At 70.4% G+C, this 24,113-nt stretch carries 25 protein-coding genes and 1 pseudogene; 9 read left to right on the forward strand and 17 right to left on the reverse strand.

Annotated features, from left to right (window positions below; genetic code table 11):
• The first annotated feature begins 75 nt into the window (after positions 1–75).
• Positions 76–1,641, forward strand: a complete 1,566-nt coding sequence (locus ACZ7D7_RS02035) for a serine/threonine-protein kinase (protein ID WP_470821574.1) — start codon at positions 76–78, stop codon at positions 1,639–1,641.
• 181 nt (positions 1,642–1,822) lie between these two features.
• On the opposite strand, the gene ACZ7D7_RS02040 is transcribed toward ACZ7D7_RS02035, so the two are convergent.
• Genes ACZ7D7_RS02040 through ACZ7D7_RS02050 form a run of 3 tightly spaced genes read right to left on the reverse strand, consistent with a single transcriptional unit; the run spans position 1,823 to position 4,307 of the window.
• The gene (locus ACZ7D7_RS02040) at positions 1,823–2,344 is read right to left on the reverse strand and encodes a hypothetical protein (RefSeq protein ID WP_470821576.1); all 522 of its coding nucleotides are present in this window, start codon (positions 2,342–2,344) and stop codon (positions 1,823–1,825) included.
• A 19-nt stretch (positions 2,345–2,363) separates the two neighbouring features.
• Positions 2,364–3,986: an alpha/beta hydrolase gene (locus tag ACZ7D7_RS02045; protein ID WP_470821577.1), complete on the reverse strand. Its 1,623-nt coding sequence runs from the start codon at positions 3,984–3,986 to the stop codon at positions 2,364–2,366.
• A gap of 9 nt (positions 3,987–3,995) precedes the next feature.
• On the reverse strand, positions 3,996–4,307 hold the full coding sequence (locus tag ACZ7D7_RS02050; protein WP_470821578.1) for a hypothetical protein: 312 nt from the start codon (positions 4,305–4,307) through the stop codon (positions 3,996–3,998).
• A gap of 333 nt (positions 4,308–4,640) precedes the next feature.
• Here ACZ7D7_RS02050 and ACZ7D7_RS02055 point away from each other — a divergent pair.
• The 3 genes and pseudogenes from ACZ7D7_RS02055 to ACZ7D7_RS02065 all read left to right on the forward strand — a co-directional run bounded on the left by ACZ7D7_RS02055 (position 4,641) and on the right by ACZ7D7_RS02065 (position 6,838).
• A pseudogene (locus tag ACZ7D7_RS02055) lies at positions 4,641–5,405 on the forward strand (transposase family protein).
• A gap of 366 nt (positions 5,406–5,771) precedes the next feature.
• Positions 5,772–6,638, forward strand: a complete 867-nt coding sequence (locus tag ACZ7D7_RS02060; protein ID WP_470821579.1) for a helix-turn-helix domain-containing protein — start codon at positions 5,772–5,774, stop codon at positions 6,636–6,638.
• Complete coding sequence (locus ACZ7D7_RS02065) at positions 6,635–6,838, forward strand: DUF397 domain-containing protein (RefSeq protein WP_470821581.1); 204 nt, start codon at positions 6,635–6,637, stop codon at positions 6,836–6,838. Before ACZ7D7_RS02060 ends, ACZ7D7_RS02065 begins: the two co-directional genes overlap by 4 nt.
• 17 nt (positions 6,839–6,855) lie before the next feature.
• On the opposite strand, the gene ACZ7D7_RS02070 is transcribed toward ACZ7D7_RS02065, so the two are convergent.
• The 14 genes from ACZ7D7_RS02070 to ACZ7D7_RS02135 all read right to left on the reverse strand — a co-directional run bounded on the left by ACZ7D7_RS02070 (position 6,856) and on the right by ACZ7D7_RS02135 (position 18,695).
• A complete protein-coding gene (locus tag ACZ7D7_RS02070; RefSeq protein ID WP_470821582.1) occupies positions 6,856–7,437 on the reverse strand; it encodes an OmpA family protein in 582 nt (193 codons plus the stop codon).
• Positions 7,438–7,516: 79 nt separating this feature from the next.
• The gene (locus ACZ7D7_RS02075; protein WP_470821583.1) at positions 7,517–8,095 is read right to left on the reverse strand and encodes a hypothetical protein; all 579 of its coding nucleotides are present in this window, start codon (positions 8,093–8,095) and stop codon (positions 7,517–7,519) included.
• Positions 8,096–8,130: 35 nt separating this feature from the next.
• Positions 8,131–8,730, reverse strand: coding sequence for a pilus assembly protein TadG-related protein (locus ACZ7D7_RS02080; RefSeq protein WP_470821585.1), 600 nt, complete (start codon positions 8,728–8,730; stop codon positions 8,131–8,133).
• A complete protein-coding gene (locus tag ACZ7D7_RS02085) occupies positions 8,730–8,966 on the reverse strand; it encodes a hypothetical protein (RefSeq protein WP_470821587.1) in 237 nt (78 codons plus the stop codon). Before ACZ7D7_RS02085 ends, ACZ7D7_RS02080 begins: the two co-directional genes overlap by 1 nt.
• 144 nt (positions 8,967–9,110) lie before the next feature.
• Positions 9,111–10,022, reverse strand: coding sequence for a response regulator (locus tag ACZ7D7_RS02090; RefSeq protein ID WP_470821588.1), 912 nt, complete (start codon positions 10,020–10,022; stop codon positions 9,111–9,113).
• A 20-nt stretch (positions 10,023–10,042) separates the two neighbouring features.
• Positions 10,043–11,617, reverse strand: a complete 1,575-nt coding sequence (locus tag ACZ7D7_RS02095; RefSeq protein ID WP_470822420.1) for a sensor histidine kinase — start codon at positions 11,615–11,617, stop codon at positions 10,043–10,045.
• A 73-nt stretch (positions 11,618–11,690) separates the two neighbouring features.
• On the reverse strand, positions 11,691–12,578 hold the full coding sequence (locus ACZ7D7_RS02100; protein WP_470821589.1) for a DUF5936 domain-containing protein: 888 nt from the start codon (positions 12,576–12,578) through the stop codon (positions 11,691–11,693).
• A 22-nt stretch (positions 12,579–12,600) separates the two neighbouring features.
• Positions 12,601–13,545: a type II secretion system F family protein gene (locus ACZ7D7_RS02105; RefSeq protein WP_470821590.1), complete on the reverse strand. Its 945-nt coding sequence runs from the start codon at positions 13,543–13,545 to the stop codon at positions 12,601–12,603.
• An 11-nt stretch (positions 13,546–13,556) separates the two neighbouring features.
• The gene (locus ACZ7D7_RS02110) at positions 13,557–14,894 is read right to left on the reverse strand and encodes a CpaF family protein (protein ID WP_470821591.1); all 1,338 of its coding nucleotides are present in this window, start codon (positions 14,892–14,894) and stop codon (positions 13,557–13,559) included.
• 40 nt (positions 14,895–14,934) lie between these two features.
• Positions 14,935–15,300, reverse strand: a complete 366-nt coding sequence (locus ACZ7D7_RS02115; RefSeq protein ID WP_470821592.1) for a TadE/TadG family type IV pilus assembly protein — start codon at positions 15,298–15,300, stop codon at positions 14,935–14,937.
• On the reverse strand, positions 15,297–15,626 hold the full coding sequence (locus ACZ7D7_RS02120) for a pilus assembly protein (RefSeq protein ID WP_470822421.1): 330 nt from the start codon (positions 15,624–15,626) through the stop codon (positions 15,297–15,299). The genes ACZ7D7_RS02115 and ACZ7D7_RS02120 overlap by 4 nt, the downstream gene beginning before the upstream one ends.
• A gap of 146 nt (positions 15,627–15,772) precedes the next feature.
• On the reverse strand, positions 15,773–17,026 hold the full coding sequence (locus ACZ7D7_RS02125) for an AAA family ATPase (RefSeq protein WP_470821594.1): 1,254 nt from the start codon (positions 17,024–17,026) through the stop codon (positions 15,773–15,775).
• 9 nt (positions 17,027–17,035) lie between these two features.
• Positions 17,036–17,743: a Flp pilus assembly protein CpaB gene (gene cpaB / locus ACZ7D7_RS02130; protein WP_470821596.1), complete on the reverse strand. Its 708-nt coding sequence runs from the start codon at positions 17,741–17,743 to the stop codon at positions 17,036–17,038.
• 70 nt (positions 17,744–17,813) lie between these two features.
• Positions 17,814–18,695, reverse strand: coding sequence for a hypothetical protein (locus ACZ7D7_RS02135; RefSeq protein WP_470822423.1), 882 nt, complete (start codon positions 18,693–18,695; stop codon positions 17,814–17,816).
• Between the two features lie 406 nt (positions 18,696–19,101).
• Here ACZ7D7_RS02135 and ACZ7D7_RS02140 point away from each other — a divergent pair, with 406 nt between their 5' ends.
• The 5 genes from ACZ7D7_RS02140 to ACZ7D7_RS02160 all read left to right on the forward strand — a co-directional run bounded on the left by ACZ7D7_RS02140 (position 19,102) and on the right by ACZ7D7_RS02160 (position 24,051).
• Complete coding sequence (locus ACZ7D7_RS02140; protein WP_470821597.1) at positions 19,102–20,661, forward strand: hypothetical protein; 1,560 nt, start codon at positions 19,102–19,104, stop codon at positions 20,659–20,661.
• Positions 20,662–20,681: 20 nt separating this feature from the next.
• Positions 20,682–21,275, forward strand: a complete 594-nt coding sequence (locus ACZ7D7_RS02145) for a hypothetical protein (protein WP_470821598.1) — start codon at positions 20,682–20,684, stop codon at positions 21,273–21,275.
• 2 nt (positions 21,276–21,277) lie between these two features.
• Positions 21,278–21,709, forward strand: a complete 432-nt coding sequence (locus ACZ7D7_RS02150; protein WP_470821600.1) for a DUF3592 domain-containing protein — start codon at positions 21,278–21,280, stop codon at positions 21,707–21,709.
• Complete coding sequence (locus tag ACZ7D7_RS02155) at positions 21,709–22,152, forward strand: hypothetical protein (protein WP_470821602.1); 444 nt, start codon at positions 21,709–21,711, stop codon at positions 22,150–22,152. Before ACZ7D7_RS02150 ends, ACZ7D7_RS02155 begins: the two co-directional genes overlap by 1 nt.
• A 198-nt stretch (positions 22,153–22,350) precedes the next feature.
• On the forward strand, positions 22,351–24,051 hold the full coding sequence (locus tag ACZ7D7_RS02160) for a chitinase (protein ID WP_470821603.1): 1,701 nt from the start codon (positions 22,351–22,353) through the stop codon (positions 24,049–24,051).
• The last annotated feature ends 62 nt before the right edge of the window (positions 24,052–24,113 follow it).

A 24,113-nucleotide genomic window follows, 5' to 3' on the forward strand; every position in this document is an offset into this window, starting at 1 on the left:
GCGGACGGGGGGCACGGGTGGCGGGGCGCGAACGGCGGTCCCCCGGTGTCACGGCCCTGCCCTACCCTGGCGCGCATGGACGCAGCGGGGGATCTCGTCGACGGACGGTTCGAGCTGATCGAGCGGCTCGGCAGCGGTGGCATGGGCACGGTGTGGCGGGCCCGGGACACAGTGCTGCAACGCGAGGTGGCGCTGAAGGCCGTACGCCCCGACGCCGCGGCCTCCACCACGGTGCGGGAACGGGTGCTGCGCGAGGCGAGGGCGCTGGCGCGGCTGAGCGATCCGCACGTGGTGACGATCCACCAGATCGTGGAGGCGGACCCGCATCCGTGGATCGTGATGGAGCTGGTGCCCGGCGTCTCGCTCCAAGAGCGGCTGGCGGCGGGGCCGTTGACGCCGGTCGAGGCGGCGCGTGTCGGCCGGCAGGTGCTGACCGCGCTGCGGGTCGCGCACGCGGCCGGCATCCGGCACCGGGACGTGAAGCCGGCGAACGTCCTGCTGCGCCCCGACGGCAGCGCGGTCCTCACGGACTTCGGCATCGCCGCCCTCCAGGGCTCGACGTCGCTGACGATGACCGGCGAACTCGTGGGCTCCCCCGAGTACATGGCACCGGAACGCATCCGCGGCAACAGCGACGAACCGGCGTCCGACCTGTGGTCGCTCGGGCTGGTCCTGTACGTCTGCACGGAGGGCGTGAGCCCGCTGCGCCGCGCGCACACCCTGGCGACGCTGGCGGCGGTGCTGGACGACCCGGTACCGCCACCGGTCCGCTCGGGCCCGCTGTCCCCCGTACTCCAGGCCCTTCTCGTCCGCGACCCGTCGGCCCGCCCGGACGCGGCGCGGCTGGACGCGATGCTGGCGCAGGTGGAGGCGGGGGTGACGCCGGGGGTGACGCCGGGGTGGGCGCAGCCGACGGTGACGGGGACGCCGGGGGCGCCGGGGACGCCGGGGACGCCGGGGGCGTCGTCGCCATGGCACGGGGAACCGCCGACGCTGCTGGCCGGAGTCCCGGGCGGGCCGATGCCGCCCCGCCCCCGGCGCCGCCGCGGAGCGGTCCTCGTCGCGGCGGGCACGGCCCTCGCGGTGGCCGTGGCGGCGGTCGTCGTCGCCCTCAGCCTCCGCACGTCGGACAACGACCGGGCCGTCGGCACGGTGGGCGGATCGACGCCGAGTGCATCGGCCTCGGCGGCGCCGACGCCGCCACCAACGACGGCCACCACCAGCCCGAGCCCGCGCCGCACCCCGTCGTCCACGGCACCGACGTCCCGCGCCCCGGCCAAGTCCTCGGCACCGACGGCCCGTCCGAGCGCGGGCCGGTGGATCGCCCAGCTCCACTCGGAACCGCTGTCCATCGGCACGGCGGCCCGTGACCAACGCCTCGCCCGCATCCGCGCGACCGTGCCGGAGGCGCTCGTCCTGCGCAGCGACAACTTCGCGTCACTGCGCCCCGGTTACTGGGTCTTCTACGCCCCGGGCCCCTTCGCCGACGGCCGCGCCGCCCTCCGCTTCTGCGCCGCCCGCAACCGAACAACCGCCACCACCTGCATCGGCCGCTACCTCAGCAAGAACGCGTCGGACTTCAACCTCCAGTGCAGACCCCCGGCTAGCAGCCCCACGGGGCGGTGCCGGACGGAGACGTAGTCGGCACGGGCCGCATTCCGCCTGCCGATCAGCTCGACCTGGCGACGAACATGCCGGGCTCGTCGTGGGTGCTGTCAGTGTCGCCAACGTGCTGCTGGGCTACCCGAGAAGCTGCCGCCCATGGACCGCGAGAGGAGTGTGAGCCGCTGTGCCCGGAGCGTGGTTGAGGGCGTGAGGTGAGTCAGAACTTCTGCTGCTCGGCATCGGGCGGGAGCAAGCACGGGGTGCTGACGACGAAGGTGAGAAGCTCATCGGTCACATCTCCCGCGGAAACGAATTGCTTGTCCTTGGGGTGCTTGGCATCGACGAGGTTGGCGGGCTTCGCCTTGGGGTCGGACCGGTACCCGACGATCTCGAAGCCGCGCGCCTCGAGCTCATCCCGGATGGCGCGGATGGCCTCCGCGTGCTGCTGCTTGGGCAACTTGGCGCGTGCGTTGTAATTGAGCGTAAAGCGGCCGTCGTCGGCCGTCTCATTGTCCTTGCCCACACAGTTGGTGAAGTTCGCCATGGCCGTACCGGGAGCGATCTCCGCTTTGGCAGTGCGAGCCATGGACTCCGCCCAGTTCTTGGCCCACGCCTCGGCCTTGTCTTTACTCATACGGGGCAGCGGGTCGTTGGCCCTGCCCTTACCTTCCTCGGACATGCAGCCTCCCAGCAGCAGAGCGAAAGCGAGGGCGATGGAAGCCCTGCGGACCACGGGCATGAGCCTGAAGCTCCTTCATTCATTGTCGCGGGGTACTGACCGGTGTCAGCCCAGCAATGATGCGTCCTTGGTTGTTCAGGCTCTGGCTGCCGTCGTCCCAGTAGCCACTGTGGGTCTCAGTGTCGACATACATGCGCTCGGCCCCGAATTCCGCCGCTTTGGGATCCGCGCCGAGCGTCAGGTCGGAGGCCAGGTCAGAGACAAGGTCGTCGTGCGCGGCGCCCACATACAGGTGCTCGGGGTCGATGTGCAGTTGATCAGCCCGGTCGACGGTGAGGCCGGGGCTGCCGACGACCACGAGGTCGTCCGCGTCCAGCCCTCGACCGCCCGCGTCCGCAGCACCCGCAGTCGTGGAACCATAGCTGTGGGCGAGAACAGTCAGGTGACCGCGCTCCCCTTCGTGCGCTGCGCGCAGGCCATGGGTGAAGTTCCGTAGGTCCGCCGCTCCATCCTGGGCGCGTCCCTCAGTCGCAATGGCGGGGTTCAGCTCTGGATCACGCGCTGAGAAGTTGGCTTCCGGCGCGTCGTAGTCGAGCCAGCTGACCACCGCGACGTCCTTGCCCTGCCCCTCGGTCCAGGCTCCCGCGGCGTCCTGCAGTTTGCTCACCCGGTCGATCTGACTGCCTACGTTGTCCAATTGGTTACTTGTACCTGGGACCTGAACAGCAGTGTGCTTCGCGGTGTCCGGGTTGCCTACGGCGACGATCGCACGACCGTCCTTCTCAGTGCTGAAACCGAGTAGATACAGCTGCTTGTGCGCCTGGGCGCTGTCGGCCGCGTCCATGCGGTCCTTCAAGGCGGCCAGAGATCGGTAGCTGTACCTGTCGTGGTAACCGAGATCGTTTGCCCGCAGACCGTAATCGTTGAGTCGCATGTCCAGCACGGTCCGGTTGGCCTGATCTCGGGTGGCGGCCGGTAGTCCGTCGAGAGCTCCGAGTTGCTCAGGGAACGCCGCGAGATAGAGGTGCCGCTTCTCCGCGTCCAAGCCGGCCCACCACTCCGCCGCCGCCTTGGGATTCTTGCCGTTCGGGATCTCGTTCTTGTCGATCCCGGCGAACTCGGCGACTCTCTCCGCATCCTCCTTGGCGTGGGCGGCGCCGTACCGCTTGTCAAGGTCGAACGGATCGATCTGGTGCAGGATCTCGGCGGCAGCGTCGCTTGCTCCGGTCGCCTCTGCTACGGCCTCCTCGATACGGGCACGATAGCCACCGAGCCCGGCGTTGGCACGCTGCTGGATCCCCTGATAGTCCGGATCATTGTGGTACTTGGGGTCAACAGCCTGCCTTGGTTCCACCCACCCGTCGTCCCGCACTTTGTGCCCGGCTTCCTCGGCATCCGCCACCGCGTTACGCAACTTGCGTTGCGCAGCCTGCATCTTGGTGTCGAGGGTGTCCAAAGTGACAGCGACCAGCCGAGCATTCACCCGGGCGGTACCAAGCTGGCTCTCGGTGGCCTCCATCGCAGCGAAGCCGTAGGTCGCGCTGACACCTGTCCAGTCCGCTTTGTGAAGGGGCCCCGTGACACGCTTTCCACTGCCCGACTGAGCCTTCTCCAGCGCATCAGCCAACTTCCTCCACGAAGTGGCGGCTGCGGTCAGGTCCGAGAAGTCCTGCCTGAACAATTGAGCGAAATTCTCCGCCATCTAGGGCACTCACCAGCCCCGGAACTTTGCGATGACTTCCTGCTCCATGATGTCACGGCCAGCAGCCAGCAGACGCAGGCCTTGCGCGTGCTGAGAGAGACGGTCCCTCAAAGTACCAAGCGCTGAACCCCACCCCTCGCTGCTCTCCTCCAGCCGAGGACCGACGCTCCACGTCTTGAAAGCCGCGCCAGCGGACGCCAGATCACCGATCGCCTTCTTCAACGAGGGCTCCAGGTCGACGACGAGAGTGTCCGCTGCACCGGCCGAAGCCCGCAGTTCCGCCGGATCGATATTGAGATCCCAACCCACTGTCTTCTCCATCGTGGAACATGCTCGCGGCCGGGTGCCGCAAGGACCTCTGTGGTGGCGCGCACCCAGCTCATCTGGAGTCACTGTATTGCCGACGCCCGCGTGCCCCATCCGTATCAGCCACCACCCCCTCTGAGTATTCGTACTTAGCTGAGCCCCATCCTCGGTACACGTCACGCACCGCCGCCCTCCCTCGTCCAAGGCCGGAGGTCCCACAACAGGCGAGCAACAGAATCATTCGGTAACCACCATGGCGCTCACGGGTGTTTCTCCCTCGAATCGAACTCAGGCTCGCCGATGACTAAAGGGTGTTGCACAAGGCTCTGATCTGGGCATCTTCCCCGCGTGGCTGGGGTGTTGAGTGCTGAACGCGTGTGGGTGGAGACGTTCACGGGGCTCCGGTTGGAACAGTTCGGGCGGCTGCTCAAGGTGGTGCGGGAGCGGGGCGGAAACGGCACGCTGCGAGGCCGGCCGTGGAGTCTGCCGCTGGCCGAGCGAGTGCTGGTTGTGGCCGTGTCGCACGAACCTGACCATGCGGCAGCTCGGCCCGCTGTTCGGTGTCTCGCCCTCGACAGTGTGCCGGGTGAGCCAGAAGCTCGGCCCGCTCCTCGCACTCGAGCCTGTCGCCCGCCCGACCAATGCCCCGGACCGGTTGTGGATCGTGGACGGAACCCTGGTCCCGGTCCGCGACCGCAAGGTCGGAGCGTCCAGCCGCAACTACAGGTTCTCGGCGAACGTGCAGGTCATCGTGGACGCCGACACCCGGCTCGTCATCGCAGCGGCCCCGCCGGTGCCGGGCACCACCGCGGACGCTCATGCCTGGCGGAAGTCCGGCCTGGCCGGGCACAGCCAGGGCCTGACCGTCCTGGGGGACGGCGCCTACCTCAACTGCGGCATCGTCACCCCGCACCGCAAACATCCTCGACGCCAGCTGCTCCCGGGCGAGGAAGCCGACAACGCGGCCCACCGCACGGTACGGGCCCGAGTGGAGCACGTGATCGGCCGGATGAAGAACTACAAGATCCTTCGCGACTGCCGACAGCACGGCGACGGCCTCCACCACGCCGCCCAAGCCGCGCCCACATGCACAACCTCGCCATCGCATCATGACCAGAAGACCGCCCTTACGTGGCCCTGAGCTGCCCAAACACGGTCTTGTGCAACACCCTTTAGGGCGTCAACGTTTCTCGCGGACACCTGATCCCTTCCAGGCTCCGGCTTGAAGCAGTTCGAATGCGCACCGAGTGTCACTGGAAGGCTCCGCGCTCCCGGGGTCAGCCGAAGATGAGCCCAACGTCCTTGTCGGCGCGGACGCCGGGCCGCCCGGGGCGTCCTGCTAGAACTCGGCCATGACCCTGGAACTCCTTCGGTGCATTGTCGCCGAATCACGTCACAGAGGGCGCTTGGGCTTTCCTACCGTACGGAGTGGCGCCAGTTGCGTACGGTGACCGGCCGGCGGTGGTGGAGGGACGTGGCATGGCGACGGACGTCGAGGTCGTGAGTGAGGCGGACGAGCCGGGGTGGGAAGTCGATCCCGACGACGGGTGGGGGCTGGCCGTACTCGCCACCGTGGGACGGCAGTTGCGGCTGCGGCGCGAGGCCGCGGGGATGCGGGCCGCCGAGTTCGGCAGGGCCGTCGGTTACGGCGAGGACATGGTCTACAAGCTGGAGGGCGGCACGCGCACCCCCCGGCCCGAGTTCCTCGACGAGGCCGATGTCGTACTGGGCGCGGGCGGGTTGCTCTCGGCCATGAAGGAGGACGTGGCGAAGGTCCGGTACCCGAAGCGGGTGCGGGACCTGGCGGCGATGGAGGCCAGGGCGGTCGAGCTGCTCTCGTACGGCAACCACAACCTGCATGGGTTGTTGCAGACGGAGGAGTACGCCCGTGCGCTGTTCGAGATGGCTCAGCCCCCGCAGTCCCCTGAGGACGTGGAGCGGGGGGTGAACGCCCGCATGGCCCGGCATTCCGTGTTCGGTCGGCAGCCCGCGCCGGTTTTCAGCTTTGTCCAGGAAGAGGTGACGCTTCGCCGTCCCATCGGAGGGACGATGGTCTGGCGTCGTCAGCTCGGACACCTGCTGGAGGTTGGCACACTGCGCAACGTCGCCCTCCAGGTGATGCCGACCGACCGCGTGGCGCACGCGGGAATGAGTGGGTTGATCCAGCTGCTGAAGTTCGAGGACGGCACGGCCGTCGGCCGCTCCGAAGGAGCCTTCAACGGCCGACCCGTGTCCGACCCGAGGCAGCTCAGGATTCTTGAGTTGCGGTACGGCATGATCCGGGCGCAAGCTCTGACGCCGGACGAGTCGTTGGCCTTCATCGAGCATCTGCGGGGAGAAGCATGAGCGGCACATTGGACGGCGTTTCCGGCCTGGTCTGGTTCAAGAGCAGCTACAGCGACAGCAGCGACATCAACGACTGCGTCGAGATAGCCAACACCCCCGTCGCCATTCACATCCGCGACTCCAAGAACACCGCCGGCCCGCGCCTCGCGGTCTCGCCGGAGGCGTGGGCCGACTTCGTGTCGTACGCGTCAGAGGCCTGAGGCGCTCACCGGTTCCGTCAGCCTTCCCCGCGCGGGAAGGACACCTCCACCCGTCGGTTCTTCTTGCGGCCGGACTCCGACGAGTTGTCCGCGATCGGGTACTGCTCGCCGTAGCCCCGCACCTCGTACGTGATGTTCGCGTCGTTCAGCTCCTGGTCCAGCACCTTCTGCACGGCGTCGGCCCGCTTCCTGGACAGGACGTCGCCGTGGGCCGAGGAGCCGAGGTTGTCCGTGAAGCCGAAGACGCGGATGCGCGTGGCGTTCTGCGTGGTGATCTCCTCGGCGATGGTCGCGATGCGGGCCTTCGCCGCGCCGCTGAGCTTCGCGCTGTCCTTGGGGAAGAGGACCTCGGCCTGAAGCGCGAACTTCACGTCCGAGTTGGTGTCCTCACGGCGCTCGTCGCCACTCTGGTCCTCTACTACCGACTTGATGTCGAGGACCTTGGGTTCGGCGAGGGTGGCGCCGTCCGGGAGCTTCAGATCCGGGTCGTTGGCGTCCACCTCGACGGGGGCGGCGGCCGACGCCTCCGTTCCCGGCGGCACGCTCGGACTGTCGTCGGCATGAGCCACCACGGCGCCGAAGAGATTCGTGGCAACCATGACGGTGGCTGCGGTCAGCGTGACAGTGAGGCGGGGAACTCCCCCGCGCGTTGAAATGCGGGTGACGGTCATGATGGCCTCACCCGGAGATCGTGATGGTGGCGGTGGGGAAGCCCGGGAGCTGGAAACCGACTTCCGTCGTGCTCGTCGGCGGTGCCGGGAACTGCATGAAAACCGGGATTGACTCGCCGGCCTTCAGAGCGGGCAGACCAGTCGTGGTGAGAGGCCTCCCGTCCGTGTCACGCAGGACGTAGTAACGCTTCTTGCCCTTCGAGTCGATCAGGGTGGCACCACCCAGGGAGCTGCCGTTCCTGATGATCTCGGTCTCGTTGCCGCTCAGGTTGGAGGGGATGACCGCTGTTTCCCCACCGTCGTTCTTGAGGCTCGCGTTTACCGTCACGAATCCGCCCGCGTCGCGGCTGGCCGAGGTCACCTGCAGCAGCAGGCTCTGTGGCCCCTTGAGCTCAGCCAGCGGCTCGTCCGCCTGCCCCTCCTGAGCACTCGGATTCGACCCGGTCTCCTTGGAGGCGGACGCCGAGGCGTCCGGCTTCTCGTCGTCCCCACTACCGCCACAGCCGGCCACGCCGAGGGCCAGCCCGGCCGCCAAGGTCATGGCGACCATCCCCCTGCGGGCCTTCGCAGTGAACCGAATGCTCATCTCTCTGCTTCCTTCTCCACTCATCGTTCGCTTTTTCAGTCAGCCAGGTGGACGTCGAAAAGGTCCTCGGGTTTCGGCAGAATCGTGAGATCGTCCGGATCGAGGTCCCAGTTCCTGTGCTTGCAGGAAAGCCGTGGCAGTACGTCGTCCGCAGCGTCCTCCGCCGGAAGTTCAAACTCACACAAGGGCTCGATCACGGCAGTGGCCGATGCGTTCGCATGCTGCTTCTCTGTGCCGGGGACCAGTGAGTCGCCGACCGACTTGTTGGACTCGACTTCGACCGTGAACCTGAGCGGCGCCGGATCGTGACAGCTCTCCACCCGGGCATCGTTCAGCGCTGCCAGTTGGTGCGCCCGGCCGCATGACGACGTGAAGCCCCCCTCCGGGACGCCGTCGAAGATGCCTTGCCACTTGGTGGGATCGAGGACGTCCTTCAACCAGCTGCCCGCAAGTTGATCCCGCCTGTCCTGGGCCGCCGCGAGTGCTGCCGCGTCAGCTGCCGTCTGGGCGCCGTTCCGGTTCGCTGCTGCCTGGCCGACCGCGAAGTACGCGAACGCGAGAAAGAGCAGGCCCCCCACCACCGTGATGTAGATGGGGAAGACCTGCCCTGCGTCGCCATACAGGCGAGGTCGCATCAAGGAGCGACCTTGGCGACCTGTGCCTTGATCTTGTCGAGGATCGTCTGGCCGATGTCCGTACCCGTGATCGCCAGCACGATCGCCACCACCACCGCGATGATGCCCAGGTACTCGACCGCGGTCTGGCCCCTGTCGCCGGCGCCGCGGCGCTGCATGGCCTCGACCGTGGTGTTCTTCCAGCCGCTGACGCGAACCTTGGTCGCAACGGCGGTCTTCAGCATCAGGTCGCTCATGGGGTTCCCCTCCGGGTTCAACGGTGCCGTTCTCGACATGAGGAACGTAGGGCCGGAGCGCAAGTCCAGAAGAGGGTCCCTGGGCCCAATTCCAGGCCCAAAAGGAGGCCCAGCGGGGGCGTGGCCACGTGGTGGTCATCGCGTTCACTCCGCCCCTCGGCCCGAGTCCCGTGCCGTGCCCAGCCACTTCGCCGCCGCCTCGGCCCTGCTGGTGCTGTGGAGCTTGGCGAAGATGCGGTTGATGTGGTTCTTGACCGTCTTCTCGCTGATGAAGCACGTGGCGGCGATCTGCTGGTTGGTCATCCCGGACGCGATGAGGTCCATGATCTCCGCCTCCCTCGTGCTGAGCTGGTAGCGCGACCTGTCAGACGACGACTGTCCCACATGCGGTTGCATCTGCGAAAGGTTTTCCGGAGAAATGGGTGGGGGTGGTATGTGCGGCAGCGGCAATGGTCCTGGAGAGTCGGGGAGTTCGCGCCCTGAAGAGGGATTGTTTGCCTTCTGTCCCCCGTGTGCAGTCGCATCCGCTGCCCCCAAGCCGTCCGGCAGCCTCCCCCCGCCCGGTCCCTCCCTCAGCTGTGCCAGCAGCGCCCCCGCCGCCGTTGCCGTGAGGTGGGGCTTGCCCTCCTTGATGTCGCGTACCGCGGCGACCAGTTCGGCGGCCGTGAACTCGCCGTGGACCAGGTAGCCGCCCGCTCCCCGGCGCAGCGCCTCCTGGACGATCTCCGACTCCCTGCTGTACGTCAGCATCACCACCGGGGCGATCCGTACGAGGTACGGCAGGGCCGAGATGCCGTCCACTCCGGGCATGCGAACGTCCAGGAGGACGACGTCGGGACGTTGCGCGCAGGCCGCCTCGTAGGCCTCCCGGCCGTCGGCCGCCTCCGCGACCACCGTGATGTCGTCGCGGCCGGTGAGCAGGGCGGTGAGGCCCGCGCGGACCACCGGGTTGTCGTCGGCCACCACGACCCGCAGTGGGGGGCGCGGGGGGACGGCCGCGAAGGGGCTCGGGGGCGGCTGCTCGCCGGCCGGCGGGGGCGGTGTCGGGTTCGGCATCGTGCTGCCTCCTCTCGTGGTCACGGGGTCGGTCGGGTGGTCAGGGCGGCCAGGGGGAGTTCCAGGCGCACCTCCGTGCCGCGCGGGTGCGTGCCGCGGCCGATGCGGATCCGGGCGCCCACCGAGGCCGCCCGTTCCACCATGCCCACCAGGCCGAAGTGGCCCGCCCGGCGGAGTTGTTCGAGGTTCGTGCCCGGCGGGAGGCCGCTTCCGTCGTCGTAGACCGAGACGCGGAGCAGGTCGCCCTGGATGCCGGCCGTCACGTCCACGTGGGTCGGCCGGGCGTGGCGGTGGGCGTTCTCCATCGCCTCCGTGGCGATGGTGAGGAGTTGGCGGGCCACCGCCGGGGGGACCGGGGGGACGGGGCGGTCGCCCGTCGTGCGGTACGTCGCCGGGAGTCCCGTGCGCGTGGTGAAGTCCGCCGTGCGGGCCGAGAGTTCCGACGGGACGTCGGCCGCCTGCGTGGGGTCCGACTCGCGGCGCAGGTCGGAGAGGAGTTCCCGGGACTCCGCCGCCGCGCGTCGGGCCGAGCGTGCCACGAGTTCCGCCTGCTGTGTGATCAGGGCCGGGTCCATGCGGTCGCTGCCCGCCGAGCCCGCCAGGCCGTCCGCCGCGAGGGCCACGCCGTGCAGGGTCTTCGCCACCGAGTCGTGCATCTCGCGGGCGAGGCGGGCGCGTTCGGCGCTCACGGCCTCCGTGACCGCCAGGCGGGCCTGGACCGTCGTCAGGGCATGCGTCGCCTCGCCGAAGCGGAGCATCAGGCCGCGCAGGCTGGAGCCCACGGCGCCCGCGATCACGCACAGGCCGGGGAGCAGGGACGACTCCGCGATGCTCGGGTCCGGGTTCTCCAGGGTCGCGTAGACCAGCAGGAGGATCAGGGCCTGGAGGGAGGCGAACGCCGCGGCTCCGCGCCAGCCGTAGACGAGGCCGGCGAGCAGCGGGGTGCAGACGCTGACGTAGGCGAGGGTGGTGTCGGGGCCGGCCGAGACGAGGAGCAGGAAGCCGAAGAGGGTGTCCAGGACCAGGAGGGTGGGGTGGCGCAGGAGGAGGGGGCCGAAGCGTTCCCAGTCCCTGAAGAGGACGTACGACGCCATGAAGGTGACGACTACGGCGATGCCCACGAGGCGGGTGCCGAGGCCGGGGTTGGCGTTGAGGAGGGCGGCCGGGGCGGCGAGGGCGATCATGGCCAGGCGGAAGCCGAAGACTTGCCTGCACATGGCTTGGAGGGCGTTGATCTGGATCGGGAGCGGTGGGGGCGGTGGGGTCCGGCCTTCGGCCGGAATTGGTTTCTCACCCGCACCACCCGTGCTGGTTTCGTTGCCGGGTGCGGGTGGCCCCTGTGGGTGCTTCCCGCCGTCGGCGGCTTTCCCCTCCCCCGTTCCGACGGCCGCCCCCTCCGCCTTTCCGACGTCCGCGCCCTCCGCCGCCTCCCACCCCGGCGGCAGTGCCGGTGTCGCGGTCGTCGCCGGGACGTCCTGCGCGCCCGTGCGGGAGTGGGGCGGCAGGACCGTGCCCGCCGGGGGCGTCGTGATCTCCGGAGGCGGCGCGGGGCGGCGGCGCAGCAGCCGGGTGCGGGTGCTGGGCGGGCCGGACACCTCGCCCGCGCCCGCCGCGCCGACACCCGCGCCCGCGCCTCGCTGCACGTCCTCCGCCACCTCCCTCACCCCCTCACTCCCCCGTGATCGTCCCGAAGTCCGTGCCCGAGCCCAGGATCAGGCCCGCGCCCAGCAGCAGCATCGTCGCCGGGACCATGAACGTCGTGATCATCATCGTGGCCTTGGGGACCGCGCGGGCGGCCTTGCGGCGGGCGTTCTGGGCGTCGGTGCGGCGCATGTCCTTCGCGAGGGCGACGAGCGTGTCGACGATGGGCGCGCCGAGTTCCTCGCCCTGCTGGAGTGCCGTGACGAACATGGCGACCTGCTCGGAGTCGTTGCGGCGGCGCAGTTCCGCGAAGGCCTGGCGGCGGCTCATGCCGAGGTCCATCTGGCGGAGGGTGATGCGCAGTTCGTCGGCCCACGGGCCCTCGTAGCGGGAGGCGACGCGGTCCAGGGCCTGGCGGAAGCCCAGGCCGGCACTGACGACGACCGCGAGGACGTCCAGGAAGTCCGGCAGGGTCCGTTCGATCTCGTCCTTGCGGATGCGGATCGCCGCCCAGATGCCGACCTCGGTCCAGAACGCGCCGAACGCGAACAGCAGGAGCGCCACGAAGAAGTCGCCGCGCATCAGGAAGACCAGGCCGCCGAAGCCGCCCAGGAAGCCGTACACGGCGCGACGGGCCGCGTAGCGGTCGATGGTGAGGCCGCCCGGGTTGCCCGCCAGGTCGATCCTGCGGCGGTACCTGGCGACCTGCTTGGGGCCCATCATCCGCAGGACGGCGGGGGCGTAGCGCATGCCGAGGCGGTCCACGAGGGAGTCCACCGCGCCGGTGCGGGTCGCGCCGACCTCCAGGGCGAGGGCGAGGTCCCCGGGGAGCTTGACCTCCGCGCGGTACATGCGGATGCCGGCGAAGACGCCCCAGACGCCGAGGGCCATCAGGAGGGCCAGCAGAAGTGCCATGAGTCGATGTTCCTTCCGCTGCTCAGACGTCGATGCGGGACATGCGGCGGATGAGGACGAAGCCGACCGCGTAGAGGGAGAACGCGATGATGACCGCCGCCTGTCCGAAGCCCGAGCCCGTCATGCGTTCCAGGGCGCCGTCCTTCACGCCGTTCATGAGGAAGAGGGAGCCGACGCCGAGGACGGGGACGGCGTACGACGTCATGTTCACCTGGGAGAGCTGGGTGCGGACCTCGCGGCGGGTCTCCTTGCGTTCCTCCAGGGTCTCCGTGAGGTTGCGCAGGGCGCTGACCACCTGGCCGCCGGCCCGGTTGGAGAGGACCAGGGTGGTGACGAGGACGACGAGTTCGCGGGACGGGAGGCGTTCCGCGAGTTCGCCGAGGGCGTCGTCCATGGAGGCGCCGACCGCGAGCTGTGCGGCCACCTTGCCGAGTTCCTCGCCCGCCGGGGCCTCCAGCTCCTCGGCCGCCATGCCGATGGCGGTGCGCAGGGCGAGGCCGGCCTGGGTGGCGTTGGCCAGGATGCGGGCGAGTTCGGGGAGTTGGTTGATGAACCGCTCGATGCGTTTCTGGCGCTGCCAGTTGAGGAACTGCAGCGCCACCCAGATGCCGAGCAGGCCGGCGAGCGGGCCGAAGAACGGGGCCAGGGTCGCCTGGCCGACCAGCCAGAGGCCGGCGACGGTGGCGAGCATGTAGACGAAGAACTCGCCCGGGGTGACGTCCAGGCCGGTGGCGGCGAGGCGCAGTTCGAGGTTGCGGCCCGGCTTGGTGCGGCGCAGGCGGCGGTCCAGGCCGGCGAAGTTGCGGCGGCGGCCGTCGGCCGTGATCTGGCCGGTGGCCGACAGGCGGTCCACGAGGGCCTGCCGCTGGGCGCGGCCCTGGGCGTAGAAGTGCAGGCCGACGACGGCGAGGACGCAGGTCAGCAGGGTGACGCCGGTGGTGAGGGCGACGAGGGTCTGCAAGTCCATGGGGGCGGCACCTACCTGGCTTCTCGGGTGGACAGCTGGTCCGCCGACTCGGCGACACCGAAGGCCTGGGGTATGGGCTGGCTCGCCATGTAGAGCCGTTCGGCGGTGCGGCGCGGCAGCGGGAGGTACTCGAACGCGCCGTGGACGCGGCCGTCGGGCGTCATCGGCCGCGCGGTGAAGCGGGCGACGGTGACCAGCCGGTACGGCTCGCTGCCGTGGCTCTCCAGCAGGGCGATCTCGGTGATGCGGCGGGCGCCGTCGGCGAACCGGGTGAGCTGCACGATGACGTCGACGGCGCTGTTGATCTGGTCGTGCAGGGCGGGGAAGGGGATCTCCACGTCCGACATGGAGGCGAGGGTCTGCAGCCGCATCAGCGCGTCCTCGGCGCTGTTGGCGTGGACGGTGGCCAGGGAGCCGTCGTGGCCGGTGGACATCGCCTGGAGCATGTCGAGGGACTCGCCGCCGCGCACCTCGCCGACGACGATACGGTCGGGGCGCATGCGCAGGGAGTTGCGGACCAGGTCGCGGATGGTGACGCGGCCCTTGCCCTCGACGTTGGGCGGGCGGGACTCCAGGCGGATGACGTGGGCCTGCTGGAGCTGGAGTTCGGCCGAGTCCTCGATGGTGATGATGCGTTCGGTCTCGGGGATGAGGCCGGACAGGGCGTTGAGCAGGGTGGTCTTTCCGGTGCCGGTGGCGCCCGAGACGATGATGTTGAACTTGGCCTGTACGAGTCCGGCCAGCAGATACACCATGTGCTCGTCCACGGAGCCCAGGCCGATCAGTTCCTGGAGGGTGAAGGAGCGCGGGAAGCGGCGGATGGTGAGCGTGGGGCCGGTCAGGGACAGCGGCGGGATGACGACGTTGACGCGTTCGCCGGAGGGCAGGCGGGCGTCGACCATCGGGTTGGACTCGTCCACGCGGCGGTTGACGGTGGAGACGATGCGTTCGATGGTCTGCATCAGCTGGTCCTGGGACGCGAACCGCAGCGGGAGCTGTTCGACCCGGCCGCCGCGTTCCACGAAGATCTGGTCCGGGCCGTTCACCATGATCTCCGTGATGGAGGCATCCTCCAGCAGGGGTTCCAGGATGCCGAGGCCGAGCGCCTCGTCCACGACCCGGCGGATCAGCTGGGAGCGCTCGACGGTGGACAGCACCGGGCCCTCGCGGCTGATGATGTGGCCGAGCACGCGCTCCAGGCGGGCCCGCCGCTCGGCGGCGGCGAGCGAGCTCATCTCCGCGAGGTCGATCTCCTCCAGGAGCTTGGCCCGGTAGGAGGCGACCATGTGGCCGTCCTCGCCCCGGTTGCCGCTCTCCTCGGGGGAGTTGATGCGTGCCCGCAGGCTCATGGCTCCGGTGCTCCTCGTCTTCCCTGGTGGTTCCTGTGTCTCAGTGGTCACGCGGCATGGTGGCGGTCTTGCGTGCCGGGCCGAAGTCCCAGCCGGGGACCACGGAGGGGATGTCGACGGTCGCGGTCACGGTGACCTCGTCGCCGCCGCCCGCCAGCGCGCAGCTCATGCGGGAGGACACCCAACCGCTCACCGCGGCCTGGCAGTCGGCGGCGTACGGGCCGTCCAGCGAGGCGCTGCGGGCGCCGGCCCGGGCCGCCGTGCCGGCCTGCTGGGCGGCGTAGGAGATCAGGCCGAGCTGGACCGCCGCCAGGGCGACGATCAGCAGGATGGGGACGAAGCCCAGGTATTCGAGGGCCACTTGGCCCCGGTCGCCGTCCCGCCCGAGGATCCTCCGCCGTGTCATTCCCGCCCCGCCTCCTCCACCGCTCCCGCGTGACCCCTGACCGTGAACGGGAAGTCGATCGTGCCCGGGAACAGGACGGGCACCTTGAGGCTGACGTCGGAGGTGACGTAGCCGTTGCCGGTGCTGCAGCTCACGTCGGCGCCGTCCCGCCACGCGTTCGACAGCTTGTCCAGGCCGGCCGCCGTGCACTTGCCCGGCCGGTCGTACTCCGCCGCCGTCCCCGCCCGTACCGCCTCGTCGGCAGCATTCCCCGCGAGGGTGAAGGTGTACCCCACGAGGACCACCTGCCACAGCACCACCAGCGTCACGATGATCGTCGGCGTCATGCCGAGGAACTCGATGGTGACCTGGCCCCGGTCCCGCACCGGCCCTGTCGCCGTCCCCGGTCCACGGTCCCGCGCCGTCCCCGGCTCTGGCGCCGTCCCCGGCCCCCGCCCTGTCCTCGACCCCGGGCCCCGCGGTCGCACGCGTCTCATCCGCCCGCCTCCTTGCGCCGCCGGAGGCTCACCGCGCCCCGGTCGCCCCGCAGCCTGCCGCCCTTCTGGGCGCCCTCGGGGGCCTTGACGAGGCCGAGTTCGCCCGCGAGGGCCCACAGGGCCTGCTTGACCGTGCTCTTGCTCTCGAGTTCGTGCATGCGGCCCGCGTCGACCGCGCCCTGGAGTTCCTTGAAGTTGGCGGGGACCGCCGTGCGGGCGACGTTCGTGCCGGTGATCTTCTGGATCAGGGGCGGCTGGATCTCGGTGGCCCGGGTGTGGCGGTTGACGACGATCGTGGTCTCCTCCGCCTTGCGGATCTGGAGCCGGTCCCACATCCGCACCGTGCGCTTGGCGCCCCGTACGGCGACCACGTCGGGCGTGGTGACCAGCAGCGCCGTGTCGGCCATCTCGACGGCGGCGGCGCCGGCCCCGCCGAGCTGGGCGCCGCAGTCGATGACGACGACGTCGTAGCGGGAGCGCAGGGCGCTGACGATCTGGCGGACGGCGCGGTCGGTGACGTCCTCGCCGCGTTCGCCCTCGCCGGGGGCGAGCAGCAGCGCGAGCCCGGAGTCGTGGCGGAAGACGGCGTCGGCGAGGACGCGCGGGGAGATGTCGGTGATGGCGGCCAGGTCGGCGACGGACCGGCGGAACTGCACGTCCAGGTAGGAGGCGACGTCGCCGGTCTGGAGGTCCATGTCGACCACGGCCGTGCCGCGCCCGGAGGCCTGGGCGGCGAGCGCGAGCTGGATGGCGGTGAGGGTGGTGCCGACGCCGCCCTTGGCGCCGCTGACGGTGACGACGGTGCCGCCGACGCCGGTGAACACGTCGCCGCCGGTGCCGAGGTGACGGCGCACGCCCACCGACCACTGGGCGACGGCCTGGACGCGGCTGGCGAGTTCCTCGTAGCTCAGCGGGAGGGCGACCAGGCCGCGGGCGCCGTAGTCCATCGCGGCCTGGAAGAGGCCGGGGCTCGCGTCCGAGGTGACGAGGATGACGCCGACGGCCGGGAAGCGCAGGGCGACCTCGCGGACCAGTTCCAGGGCGGGGACGGGACCGATGCGCTCGTGCACGACCACGACCTCGGGCAGTTCGTCGACGGACTCGGCGGCGAGCCGGGCGAGGGTGTCGACGAGCTGGGTGGAGTCCACGACCGGGGCCACCGGCTCGGCGTCCGGGAGCTGGCTGAGCAGTGTCGTGATGGACCGGACCGCGTCCGCGTCCCCGACCGCCGGGAGGATCCTCGTGGGCATGCGGGCCTCTCACTTGTCCTTCGCGAGTTCGTACGTCCGCTCCCGGTCCGGGACGGTGGTGTCACTGCCGGGCGCGACCAGCGCGAGCCGGACCCGCTGGGCGAACGACTCCGCGTAGGTGATGCGCTGGGCGTCCAGGGTGGACAGCGCGAAGGTGATCGGGACGGCGTCGGTGGGTTCCTGGGTGCGGTCGCTCTCCTCGGGGTCGAGGGCGGTGATCTCGCCGACGTCGAGGACCTTGGCGTTCGTCACGATGATCTTGGACTGGGAGGGGGCGCCCTCCCGTTCGCCCTCGAAGGTGGCGTACACGTTGACCGTGGAGCCCGGGGTGATCTTGCCGGCGACGCCGGTCGCCGCGTCGACCATGATGGCGACCTCCTGCTGGCCCGGCCGCAGGGCGGGCTGGTCGACGATCATGTCGGTCTGGAGCAGGGACCCCTCCCGCAGCGTGGTGACCGCGATCTTGCCGCGGATCTGGGAGAGGTCGGTGACGGCGTTCTTCGACAGCCACCGCTCGGGCATCTCGATCTTCTCGAACTGGCCCGTGCTGAGGGTCGTGTAGGGCGCCACCTCGGTCTTCAGCCGGTAGGCCGTGACCTCCGGCCCGACCTTGGACTTCACGTCGCTGATGACGGAGAGGACGCCGGCGAAGGCGCCCAGGGCGCAGACGACCGACAGGAGCAGGAGTATCACGCCGCGGCGCTGACGGGAGTTCATGAACCGTGCAACCTCATTGGGGGATATCGGTCGAGCGGACTTCGGTCGGGGTGAGGGGGCCGGGGCGGCCTCAGCGGGCGGGCGTTCGCTGCTCCAGTTGGTTCGCGGGGCGTCGGTCGTGCCGGCTCGCGGGGCTCTTGTCGTGCCCGGGGTCGGGCGGTGGGCCGTGGTCCGGCGGGGTGGCGGAGCAGAACACGCAGCGGTCGCCGATGACGTCGATGCCGCACCAGTGGCAGACGCCGCGCCGCACGGACGTGACGAGTTGGTAGAGGACCGACAGGTCGGGCAGGAACCCGGCGAACTCGACGAGCCGGCCGGTGCCCCACCAGCGGGCCGACTCCGCGGGCAGCGCCGCCTCGCGCAGACCCTGCACGTTCCAGGACTTGGCGAGGGTGCCGGTGACCCAGTCGGACGGCAGCTGCCCCTTGCCGACCAGCATCCAGGTGGCGAACTCGGGTCCGGGCAGGACGGCTTCGGGACTCATGCGGACGAGCCGCGGCTCGGGGTGGGCGAGGACGGCGAACTGGCTGCCGGGCACCCAGGACCGGGCGTGCGAGGTGAGGCCCACGGGGATGCGGTCCAGCCGGGCCACGGAGTTGAGCAGCGCCCCGGCGTGGACGTAGTGGGTGAGCAGCCGCCCGGCGGAGGCGAGCACGCCGGGGCTGATGTCGCAGGACGCCAGCTGCCGCAGCTGCCGGGCGAGCACGGCGACGCCGAGCGGGGGCAGGTCGGGGCGGAACAGGGCGATCCGGTCGCTCTCCAGCAGGGCGCGGACGGTGCGCAGCCGGCGTTCCACCGCCGGGGGCACGGCCGCCGAGTACACGACGACGAGGTGGCCGTACTGGTCGAGGAGGACCTGGGTGTCGGACAGCACGTGGTCGAGCGGGCGCCGGTCGACGTCGTGCAGCACGACGGCCGGCATGGTCCGGTCGTCCTGCGGTGGCAGCGCCATGTCGGCACTGGTCACGGCGATGGCAGTTGGCACGCGCGGCTCCCCGTTTCCCCATGCCCGACGGCCCACCGGTGTGTCACTCCGATGCACCTGGTGACTTCACTGCGTGACTTCCTCAGCACTGTATCCACGCCTCTGTGACCGGAGAACAGCGTTTGTGCAGCAGAGGGGGAACTGGTGGCGAACAAGAGCGCTCAAACCGGGGCAGGTTGAGCATCTCGCCGGCCGGTTCGGGTGCCCGGCGGGTGCTCGTCGGGCGCCCGGCGGGGTGCCCGACCGGTGTGGGCCCGTGCGCCGGGTTGACGCTGGGCCTGCCTTTGGGTCCCCGGGCCCACGCCCCGCGCGGGCCCCCGTGCCTACTCTCGCCGTCCACACAGGCGAGACCAGTGCGCGAGGAGGGTGCCGTATGGCGGGCGGGGGCGGCATACGGACGTACGGTCGGCGGCGCGTCTTCGACGACCGGGGTGCCACCGGTACCGAGTACCTGGGCATGGTCGTCGTGAGCGCGGCGGTCGTGCTCGGGATCTCCGCGACCGGGCTCGGGCAGCGGATCCACGACGAGATCGCCGCGCAGATCTGCAAGGTCGCCGGCTCCGGCGACTGCGGGGCCGGCGGCACGGATGCCGGGAAGCCGCTGACCGACGGGGACTTCGAGCCGTCGATGTGCCAGGTCTCCTCGGTCACCGACAAGGCCGGCTCCAAGGCGAAGATCTTCTTCTGGGAGATCGGCAAGGAGTACGGCTTCCAGGAGCAGCACCTGAAGGCGAACACGGACGTCAACGGCGACGGCGAGGTCGACGACAACGACGAGATGGTCTACCTGACCTTCACGGACACCGCGTCCGTCGCCGCGAAGAAGGACTTCAAGCCGGGGATGACGGTGGGCCGGTTCGGCACCGACAAGGTCGAACTCGGGCTCGGCATCAAGGTGACCAACGGCGACACGTGGGTCTTCAAGAGCCCCGAGGAGGCGGAGCGCTTCCGGGACGACATCGAGAAGCTCCAGATGTACGAGATGCGGCGCACGATGCCGGGCGGCGCCGAAGCGAGCGTCGGCGACAGCATCCTGTACCTGTTCGGGACCGGCCCCCTCAAGGACGAGGAGGAGACCCGGGAGCGCGTCGAGGACGGCCTGGGCGACAACCGGAAGATCACGTACGGCAAGGTGGGCCTGGAGGCGTCGGCGTCGGCCGGCCTGAAGATCTCGGCGGCCGACGAGAAGAAGCTGAGCGCGACGCTCGGCGGCAGCTTCAAGTACGCGCCCGAGGTGACCTGGACGGACAACGCGCACGCCAACACCAAGTCGTACACGTACGCGTCGTCGATCGAGTACGGCACGAAGGCCGGCTACGAGGCCGGGCCGCTCGGCGGGGAGTACTCGGCGAACACGCGGCAGACCGGCACCATCACCGTCACCTACGACAAGGCGACCGGCAAGCTGGTCCGCGTCGACACGACGCGGACCGTCGAGAACGGCGGGCAGCGCGACGGCGCGAAGATCGGCGGCGACAACGGGAAGCCGGGCGACGACAAGCGGGGCGGCAGCGGCAGCGTGAAGGGCACAGACAGCTCCACCGGCGTCGAGATCGTCTCCAACTCGGTGAGTTTCCCGCCGGGTCCGGAGGGCGACGCGGACCGGGCGGTCGCCGAGCAGTGGCTCGACAGCGCCAACGAGCAGGTGGGGACGCCGTTCCAGTACATGTTCGACGACCACGCGCCGACGTCCCGGCCAGGCGCTGACGACCCCTTCGGCCGGCTGATGTTCGACAAGGGCCAGTCGAGCCGGATGACGTACACGGGCGAGGTGAGCGCGGCGGAGTACGGCTTCGAGCTCAACCTGGGCATGAGCCTCGGCCTGTCGGTGAGCACCGAGCAGAAGGCGGAGACCCTGACCGATGCCGAGTTCCTGGGCGCCCCTGACGGGAACCGCCGTTCCTACGTTCCCTACAGCTACTGTGCGAACTGATCGGGGAAGGAGCCGTCACGATGAAGACGCGCCGTACGCATGTGACCGCCGGCCTGCTGTCCGCCCTCGCGCTCGTCTGCTGCGCTGGGCTGACCGGCTGCGGGGACTCGCAGCCCGGGTCGGGCTCCGGTTCGGGTTCCGTGACGGTGCCCGACGGCTGGGGAACGCTGGAGACGAAGGGTGTCTCCGTGGCGTACCCGAAGGGCTTCCGGGAGCGGAGCGCGGCCGAGCGCGGCCGGCACAACGCGGCTGCCGCCGAACGCACGGAGGGCGGCCGGACGGTGTCGCTGATCACCGTGCAGCTCGGCTTCACACAGGCGAACTCGGCGGAGCAGGCGGCCATCGCGGCCGAGGCGGGCGTCCAGATGGGCGCCGACGTCGAGGGGCAGCGGGACGTGGAGCTGTCCGGCACGGACGAGGCGAAGCGGATCGACTTCACCTTCCGGGCGACCGGCGAGGACGGCGGGCCGGCCAAGGGCACGCCCGTCGAGGGGGTGATCCTCACCGGCCTGGACTCCTCGGACCGGGCGTTCGCGGTGCGGGTCGACGCGGCCGAGGGTGCGCTCTCGGACGCGGAGCTGAAGAGCGTCGTCGAGTCGGTGGAGGTGCACTAGCCGTGGAGGTGCCGGGCGCCGGATACGTCGTCCTCGCCCTGCTGGTCGCGCTGTTCGGCTCGCTGTCGGTGCGGTACGCGCGGCGGCTGGCGGCGGTGGCGCGGGTGCTGCGGCGCGGGGTGCGGGCGGGCGGCGAGTGCGTCCGCGTGGAGACCGAGCCGTACGGGCGCTCCGACGCCGGGCGGCACTTCTTCGCCTTCCACACGGCCGACGGGGAGCGCGTCGAGTTCGAGGACCTCGCGGCCCGGTCGATGCCGGAGGGCACGCCGGTCACCGTCTCCTACGACCCGCGCGATCCCGGGCGCACGGCGAGCGTCGCGGGCCGCGGCAACTGGTCGCCGGTGCTGCTGGCCCTGGTGCTGACCGCCGGCTGCGGCATGGCGGCGCTGGGCTTCGCGACGCTGCTGGCCTACGAGATCGTCGGAGGCTCCTGATGCCGCCCCACAGCACGTCCTCGCGGTCCGGTACGGCCTCGGGTCCGACGCCGGCCCTGGTCCGGGCGTGGGCCGCGGGCGTCGTCGTCCTGGTGCTGACCGAGTACGCGCAGATGACGCTGGTGCACGACAACCTCGTCGGGCCGCGCGGCGTCGGCTCGTTCGGCGCCGCGCTCGCGCTGGTGCACCTGCCGAACCTGGTGTGCGTGGTGCTGGCGACGTGGGCCGCGGCGCGGGTGCACCCGGAGCCGTGGCGGGGGGTGCCGGTGCGGCACGCGGTGGCGGGGTGCGCGGTGCCGGCCGCCGCGCAGCTGCTGACGCTGTCGCTGCGCTGGGACCGGGCGGGGTTCGCGAGCCTGGCGTTCTGGATGTCGACGGCGGTGGCGCTGGCGGGCTGCGCGCTGGGGATGCTGCTCGACGCGTGGCGGGAGGGGCGGGAGTAGAGGCGGCGCCGGGCGGCACGGGGAACGTCGGGCGGCAAGGAGCCTTCACGCGGGGTGGGTTGACCTGCGATTAGGTCCGGACCTCTTGACAGCTCAATTGGTCTGGACCAACTTGTACCTCCAACGGTGGCCACCGTCCGACCTCCCTCGGCTCCCCCATCTCCCCCATCTCCCCCCTTCTCCCCACCGGAGGCCCCAGTGGACCGCGCACCAGGCTTGCCCGGACGCCGACGGCTCTGGGCTGCGACCGCGCTCGCCGCCCTCGCCCTTTCGTTCGCCGGCGCCGGCCAGGCGTCCGCAGCGGACGTCAACAACACCAAGAACGCCGGTTTCGAGTCCGGCCTGAGCAACTGGACCTGCTCCGCGAACAGCGGGGCGACGGTCTCCTCCCCGGTGCACGGCGGCACGGCCGCGCTGAAGGCGACGCCGGCGGGCCAGGACAACGCCCGCTGCAGCCAGACCGTCGCCGTCAAGCCCAACTCCTCGTACGCGCTGAGCGCGTGGGTGCAGGGCGGGTACGCGTACCTGGGCGTGACGGGGACCGGCACCACCGACGTGTCGACGTGGACGCCGGACTCGTCGTCCTGGAAGCAGCTGACCACCCGCTTCACGACCGGCTCGGCGACGACGTCGGTCACGCTCTACACGCACGGCTGGTACGGACAGGCCGCCTACTACGTGGACGACGTGTCCGTGTTCGGCCCCGACGGGGGCGGCGGCACCGACCCGCAGCCGACCGTGCCGGGCGCGCCGGCCGGTCTGACCGTGTCCGGCACGACGTCCTCGTCGGTCTCGCTGGCCTGGAACACGGTCGCGGGCGCGACGGGCTACACGGTCTACCGGGACGGCACGAAGGTGACGGCGGTGAGCGGCACCTCCGCGACCGTGACGGGCCTCGCGGCGGACACGTCGTACGGCTTCCAGGTGACCGCGAGCAACGCGGCGGGCGAGTCGGCCAAGTCGGCGACGGTGACCGCCCGTACGGCGCCCCGGCAGGACGGCGGCGGGGGCACGCTGCCGAAGCACGTGGTGACGGGGTACTGGCAGAACTTCAACAACGGCGCGGTGGTGCAGAAGCTCACCGACGTGCCGAACCACTACGACATCATCGCCGTGTCCTTCGCGGACGCGACGCCGACGCCGGGCGCGGTGACCTTCAACCTGGACACGGCGGGCCTGAACGGCTACACGGTCGACCAGTTCAAGGCCGACATCAGGACGAAGCAGGCGGCCGGCAAGAAGGTCATCATCTCGATCGGCGGCGAGAAGGGCACCGTCACGGTGAACGACGCGGCGTCGGCGACGAACTTCGCGAACTCCGTCCACTCGCTGATGCAGACGTACGGCTTCGACGGCGTCGACATCGACCTGGAGAACGGCCTCAACGCCACGTACATGACGCAGGCGCTGCGGGCGCTGTCGGCGAAGGCGGGCCCGTCGATGATCCTGACCATGGCCCCGCAGACGATCGACATGCAGTCGACGTCCAACTCGTACTTCCAGACGGCGCTGAACGTGAAGGACATCCTCACGGTCGTCAACATGCAGTACTACAACAGCGGTTCGATGCTGGGCTGTGACGGCAAGGTCTACAGTCAGGGCTCGGTGGACTTCCTGACGGCCCTGGCCTGCATCCAGCTGGAGGGCGGCCTCGCCCCGTCCCAGGTCGGCATCGGCGTCCCGGCGTCGACGCGCGGCGCGGGCAGCGGCTACGTCGCGCCGTCGGTGGTGAACGCGGCCCTGGACTGCCTCACCAAGGGCACGAACTGCGGCACCTTCAAGCCGTCGCGGACGTACCCCGACCTGCGGGGCGCGATGACCTGGTCGACCAACTGGGACGCGACGGCGGGCAACGCGTGGTCGAACGCGGTGGGCCCGCACGTGCACGCGCTGCCGTAACGACCGGCGAAGCCCGAGGGTCAGGGACCGCACCGGCGTGGGAGCGTCGGTGGAGTCCCTGC

The sequence above is a fragment of the Streptomyces sp. NPDC037054 genome (genome assembly GCF_055606745.1).

What these genes read in the sequence shown, in the direction of transcription:
- ACZ7D7_RS02035 (WP_470821574.1), top strand. Translation starts at nt 76, where the DNA reads ATGGACGCAGCGGGGGATCTCGTCGACGGACGGTTCGAGCTGATCGAG.
- ACZ7D7_RS02040 (WP_470821576.1), bottom strand. Translation starts at nt 2,344, where the DNA reads ATGCCCGTGGTCCGCAGGGCTTCCATCGCCCTCGCTTTCGCTCTGCTG.
- ACZ7D7_RS02045 (WP_470821577.1), bottom strand. Translation starts at nt 3,986, where the DNA reads ATGGCGGAGAATTTCGCTCAATTGTTCAGGCAGGACTTCTCGGACCTG.
- ACZ7D7_RS02050 (WP_470821578.1), bottom strand. Translation starts at nt 4,307, where the DNA reads ATGGAGAAGACAGTGGGTTGGGATCTCAATATCGATCCGGCGGAACTG.
- ACZ7D7_RS02060 (WP_470821579.1), top strand. Translation starts at nt 5,772, where the DNA reads ATGGCGACGGACGTCGAGGTCGTGAGTGAGGCGGACGAGCCGGGGTGG.
- ACZ7D7_RS02065 (WP_470821581.1), top strand. Translation starts at nt 6,635, where the DNA reads ATGAGCGGCACATTGGACGGCGTTTCCGGCCTGGTCTGGTTCAAGAGC.
- ACZ7D7_RS02070 (WP_470821582.1), bottom strand. Translation starts at nt 7,437, where the DNA reads ATGGTTGCCACGAATCTCTTCGGCGCCGTGGTGGCTCATGCCGACGAC.
- ACZ7D7_RS02075 (WP_470821583.1), bottom strand. Translation starts at nt 8,095, where the DNA reads ATGAGCATTCGGTTCACTGCGAAGGCCCGCAGGGGGATGGTCGCCATG.
- ACZ7D7_RS02080 (WP_470821585.1), bottom strand. Translation starts at nt 8,730, where the DNA reads ATGCGACCTCGCCTGTATGGCGACGCAGGGCAGGTCTTCCCCATCTAC.
- ACZ7D7_RS02085 (WP_470821587.1), bottom strand. Translation starts at nt 8,966, where the DNA reads ATGAGCGACCTGATGCTGAAGACCGCCGTTGCGACCAAGGTTCGCGTC.
- ACZ7D7_RS02090 (WP_470821588.1), bottom strand. Translation starts at nt 10,022, where the DNA reads ATGCCGAACCCGACACCGCCCCCGCCGGCCGGCGAGCAGCCGCCCCCG.
- ACZ7D7_RS02100 (WP_470821589.1), bottom strand. Translation starts at nt 12,578, where the DNA reads ATGGCACTTCTGCTGGCCCTCCTGATGGCCCTCGGCGTCTGGGGCGTC.
- ACZ7D7_RS02105 (WP_470821590.1), bottom strand. Translation starts at nt 13,545, where the DNA reads ATGGACTTGCAGACCCTCGTCGCCCTCACCACCGGCGTCACCCTGCTG.
- ACZ7D7_RS02110 (WP_470821591.1), bottom strand. Translation starts at nt 14,894, where the DNA reads ATGAGCCTGCGGGCACGCATCAACTCCCCCGAGGAGAGCGGCAACCGG.
- ACZ7D7_RS02115 (WP_470821592.1), bottom strand. Translation starts at nt 15,300, where the DNA reads ATGACACGGCGGAGGATCCTCGGGCGGGACGGCGACCGGGGCCAAGTG.
- ACZ7D7_RS02120 (WP_470822421.1), bottom strand. Translation starts at nt 15,626, where the DNA reads ATGACGCCGACGATCATCGTGACGCTGGTGGTGCTGTGGCAGGTGGTC.
- ACZ7D7_RS02125 (WP_470821594.1), bottom strand. Translation starts at nt 17,026, where the DNA reads ATGCCCACGAGGATCCTCCCGGCGGTCGGGGACGCGGACGCGGTCCGG.
- cpaB (WP_470821596.1), bottom strand. Translation starts at nt 17,743, where the DNA reads ATGAACTCCCGTCAGCGCCGCGGCGTGATACTCCTGCTCCTGTCGGTC.
- ACZ7D7_RS02135 (WP_470822423.1), bottom strand. Translation starts at nt 18,695, where the DNA reads ATGGCGCTGCCACCGCAGGACGACCGGACCATGCCGGCCGTCGTGCTG.
- ACZ7D7_RS02140 (WP_470821597.1), top strand. Translation starts at nt 19,102, where the DNA reads ATGGCGGGCGGGGGCGGCATACGGACGTACGGTCGGCGGCGCGTCTTC.
- ACZ7D7_RS02145 (WP_470821598.1), top strand. Translation starts at nt 20,682, where the DNA reads ATGAAGACGCGCCGTACGCATGTGACCGCCGGCCTGCTGTCCGCCCTC.
- ACZ7D7_RS02155 (WP_470821602.1), top strand. Translation starts at nt 21,709, where the DNA reads ATGCCGCCCCACAGCACGTCCTCGCGGTCCGGTACGGCCTCGGGTCCG.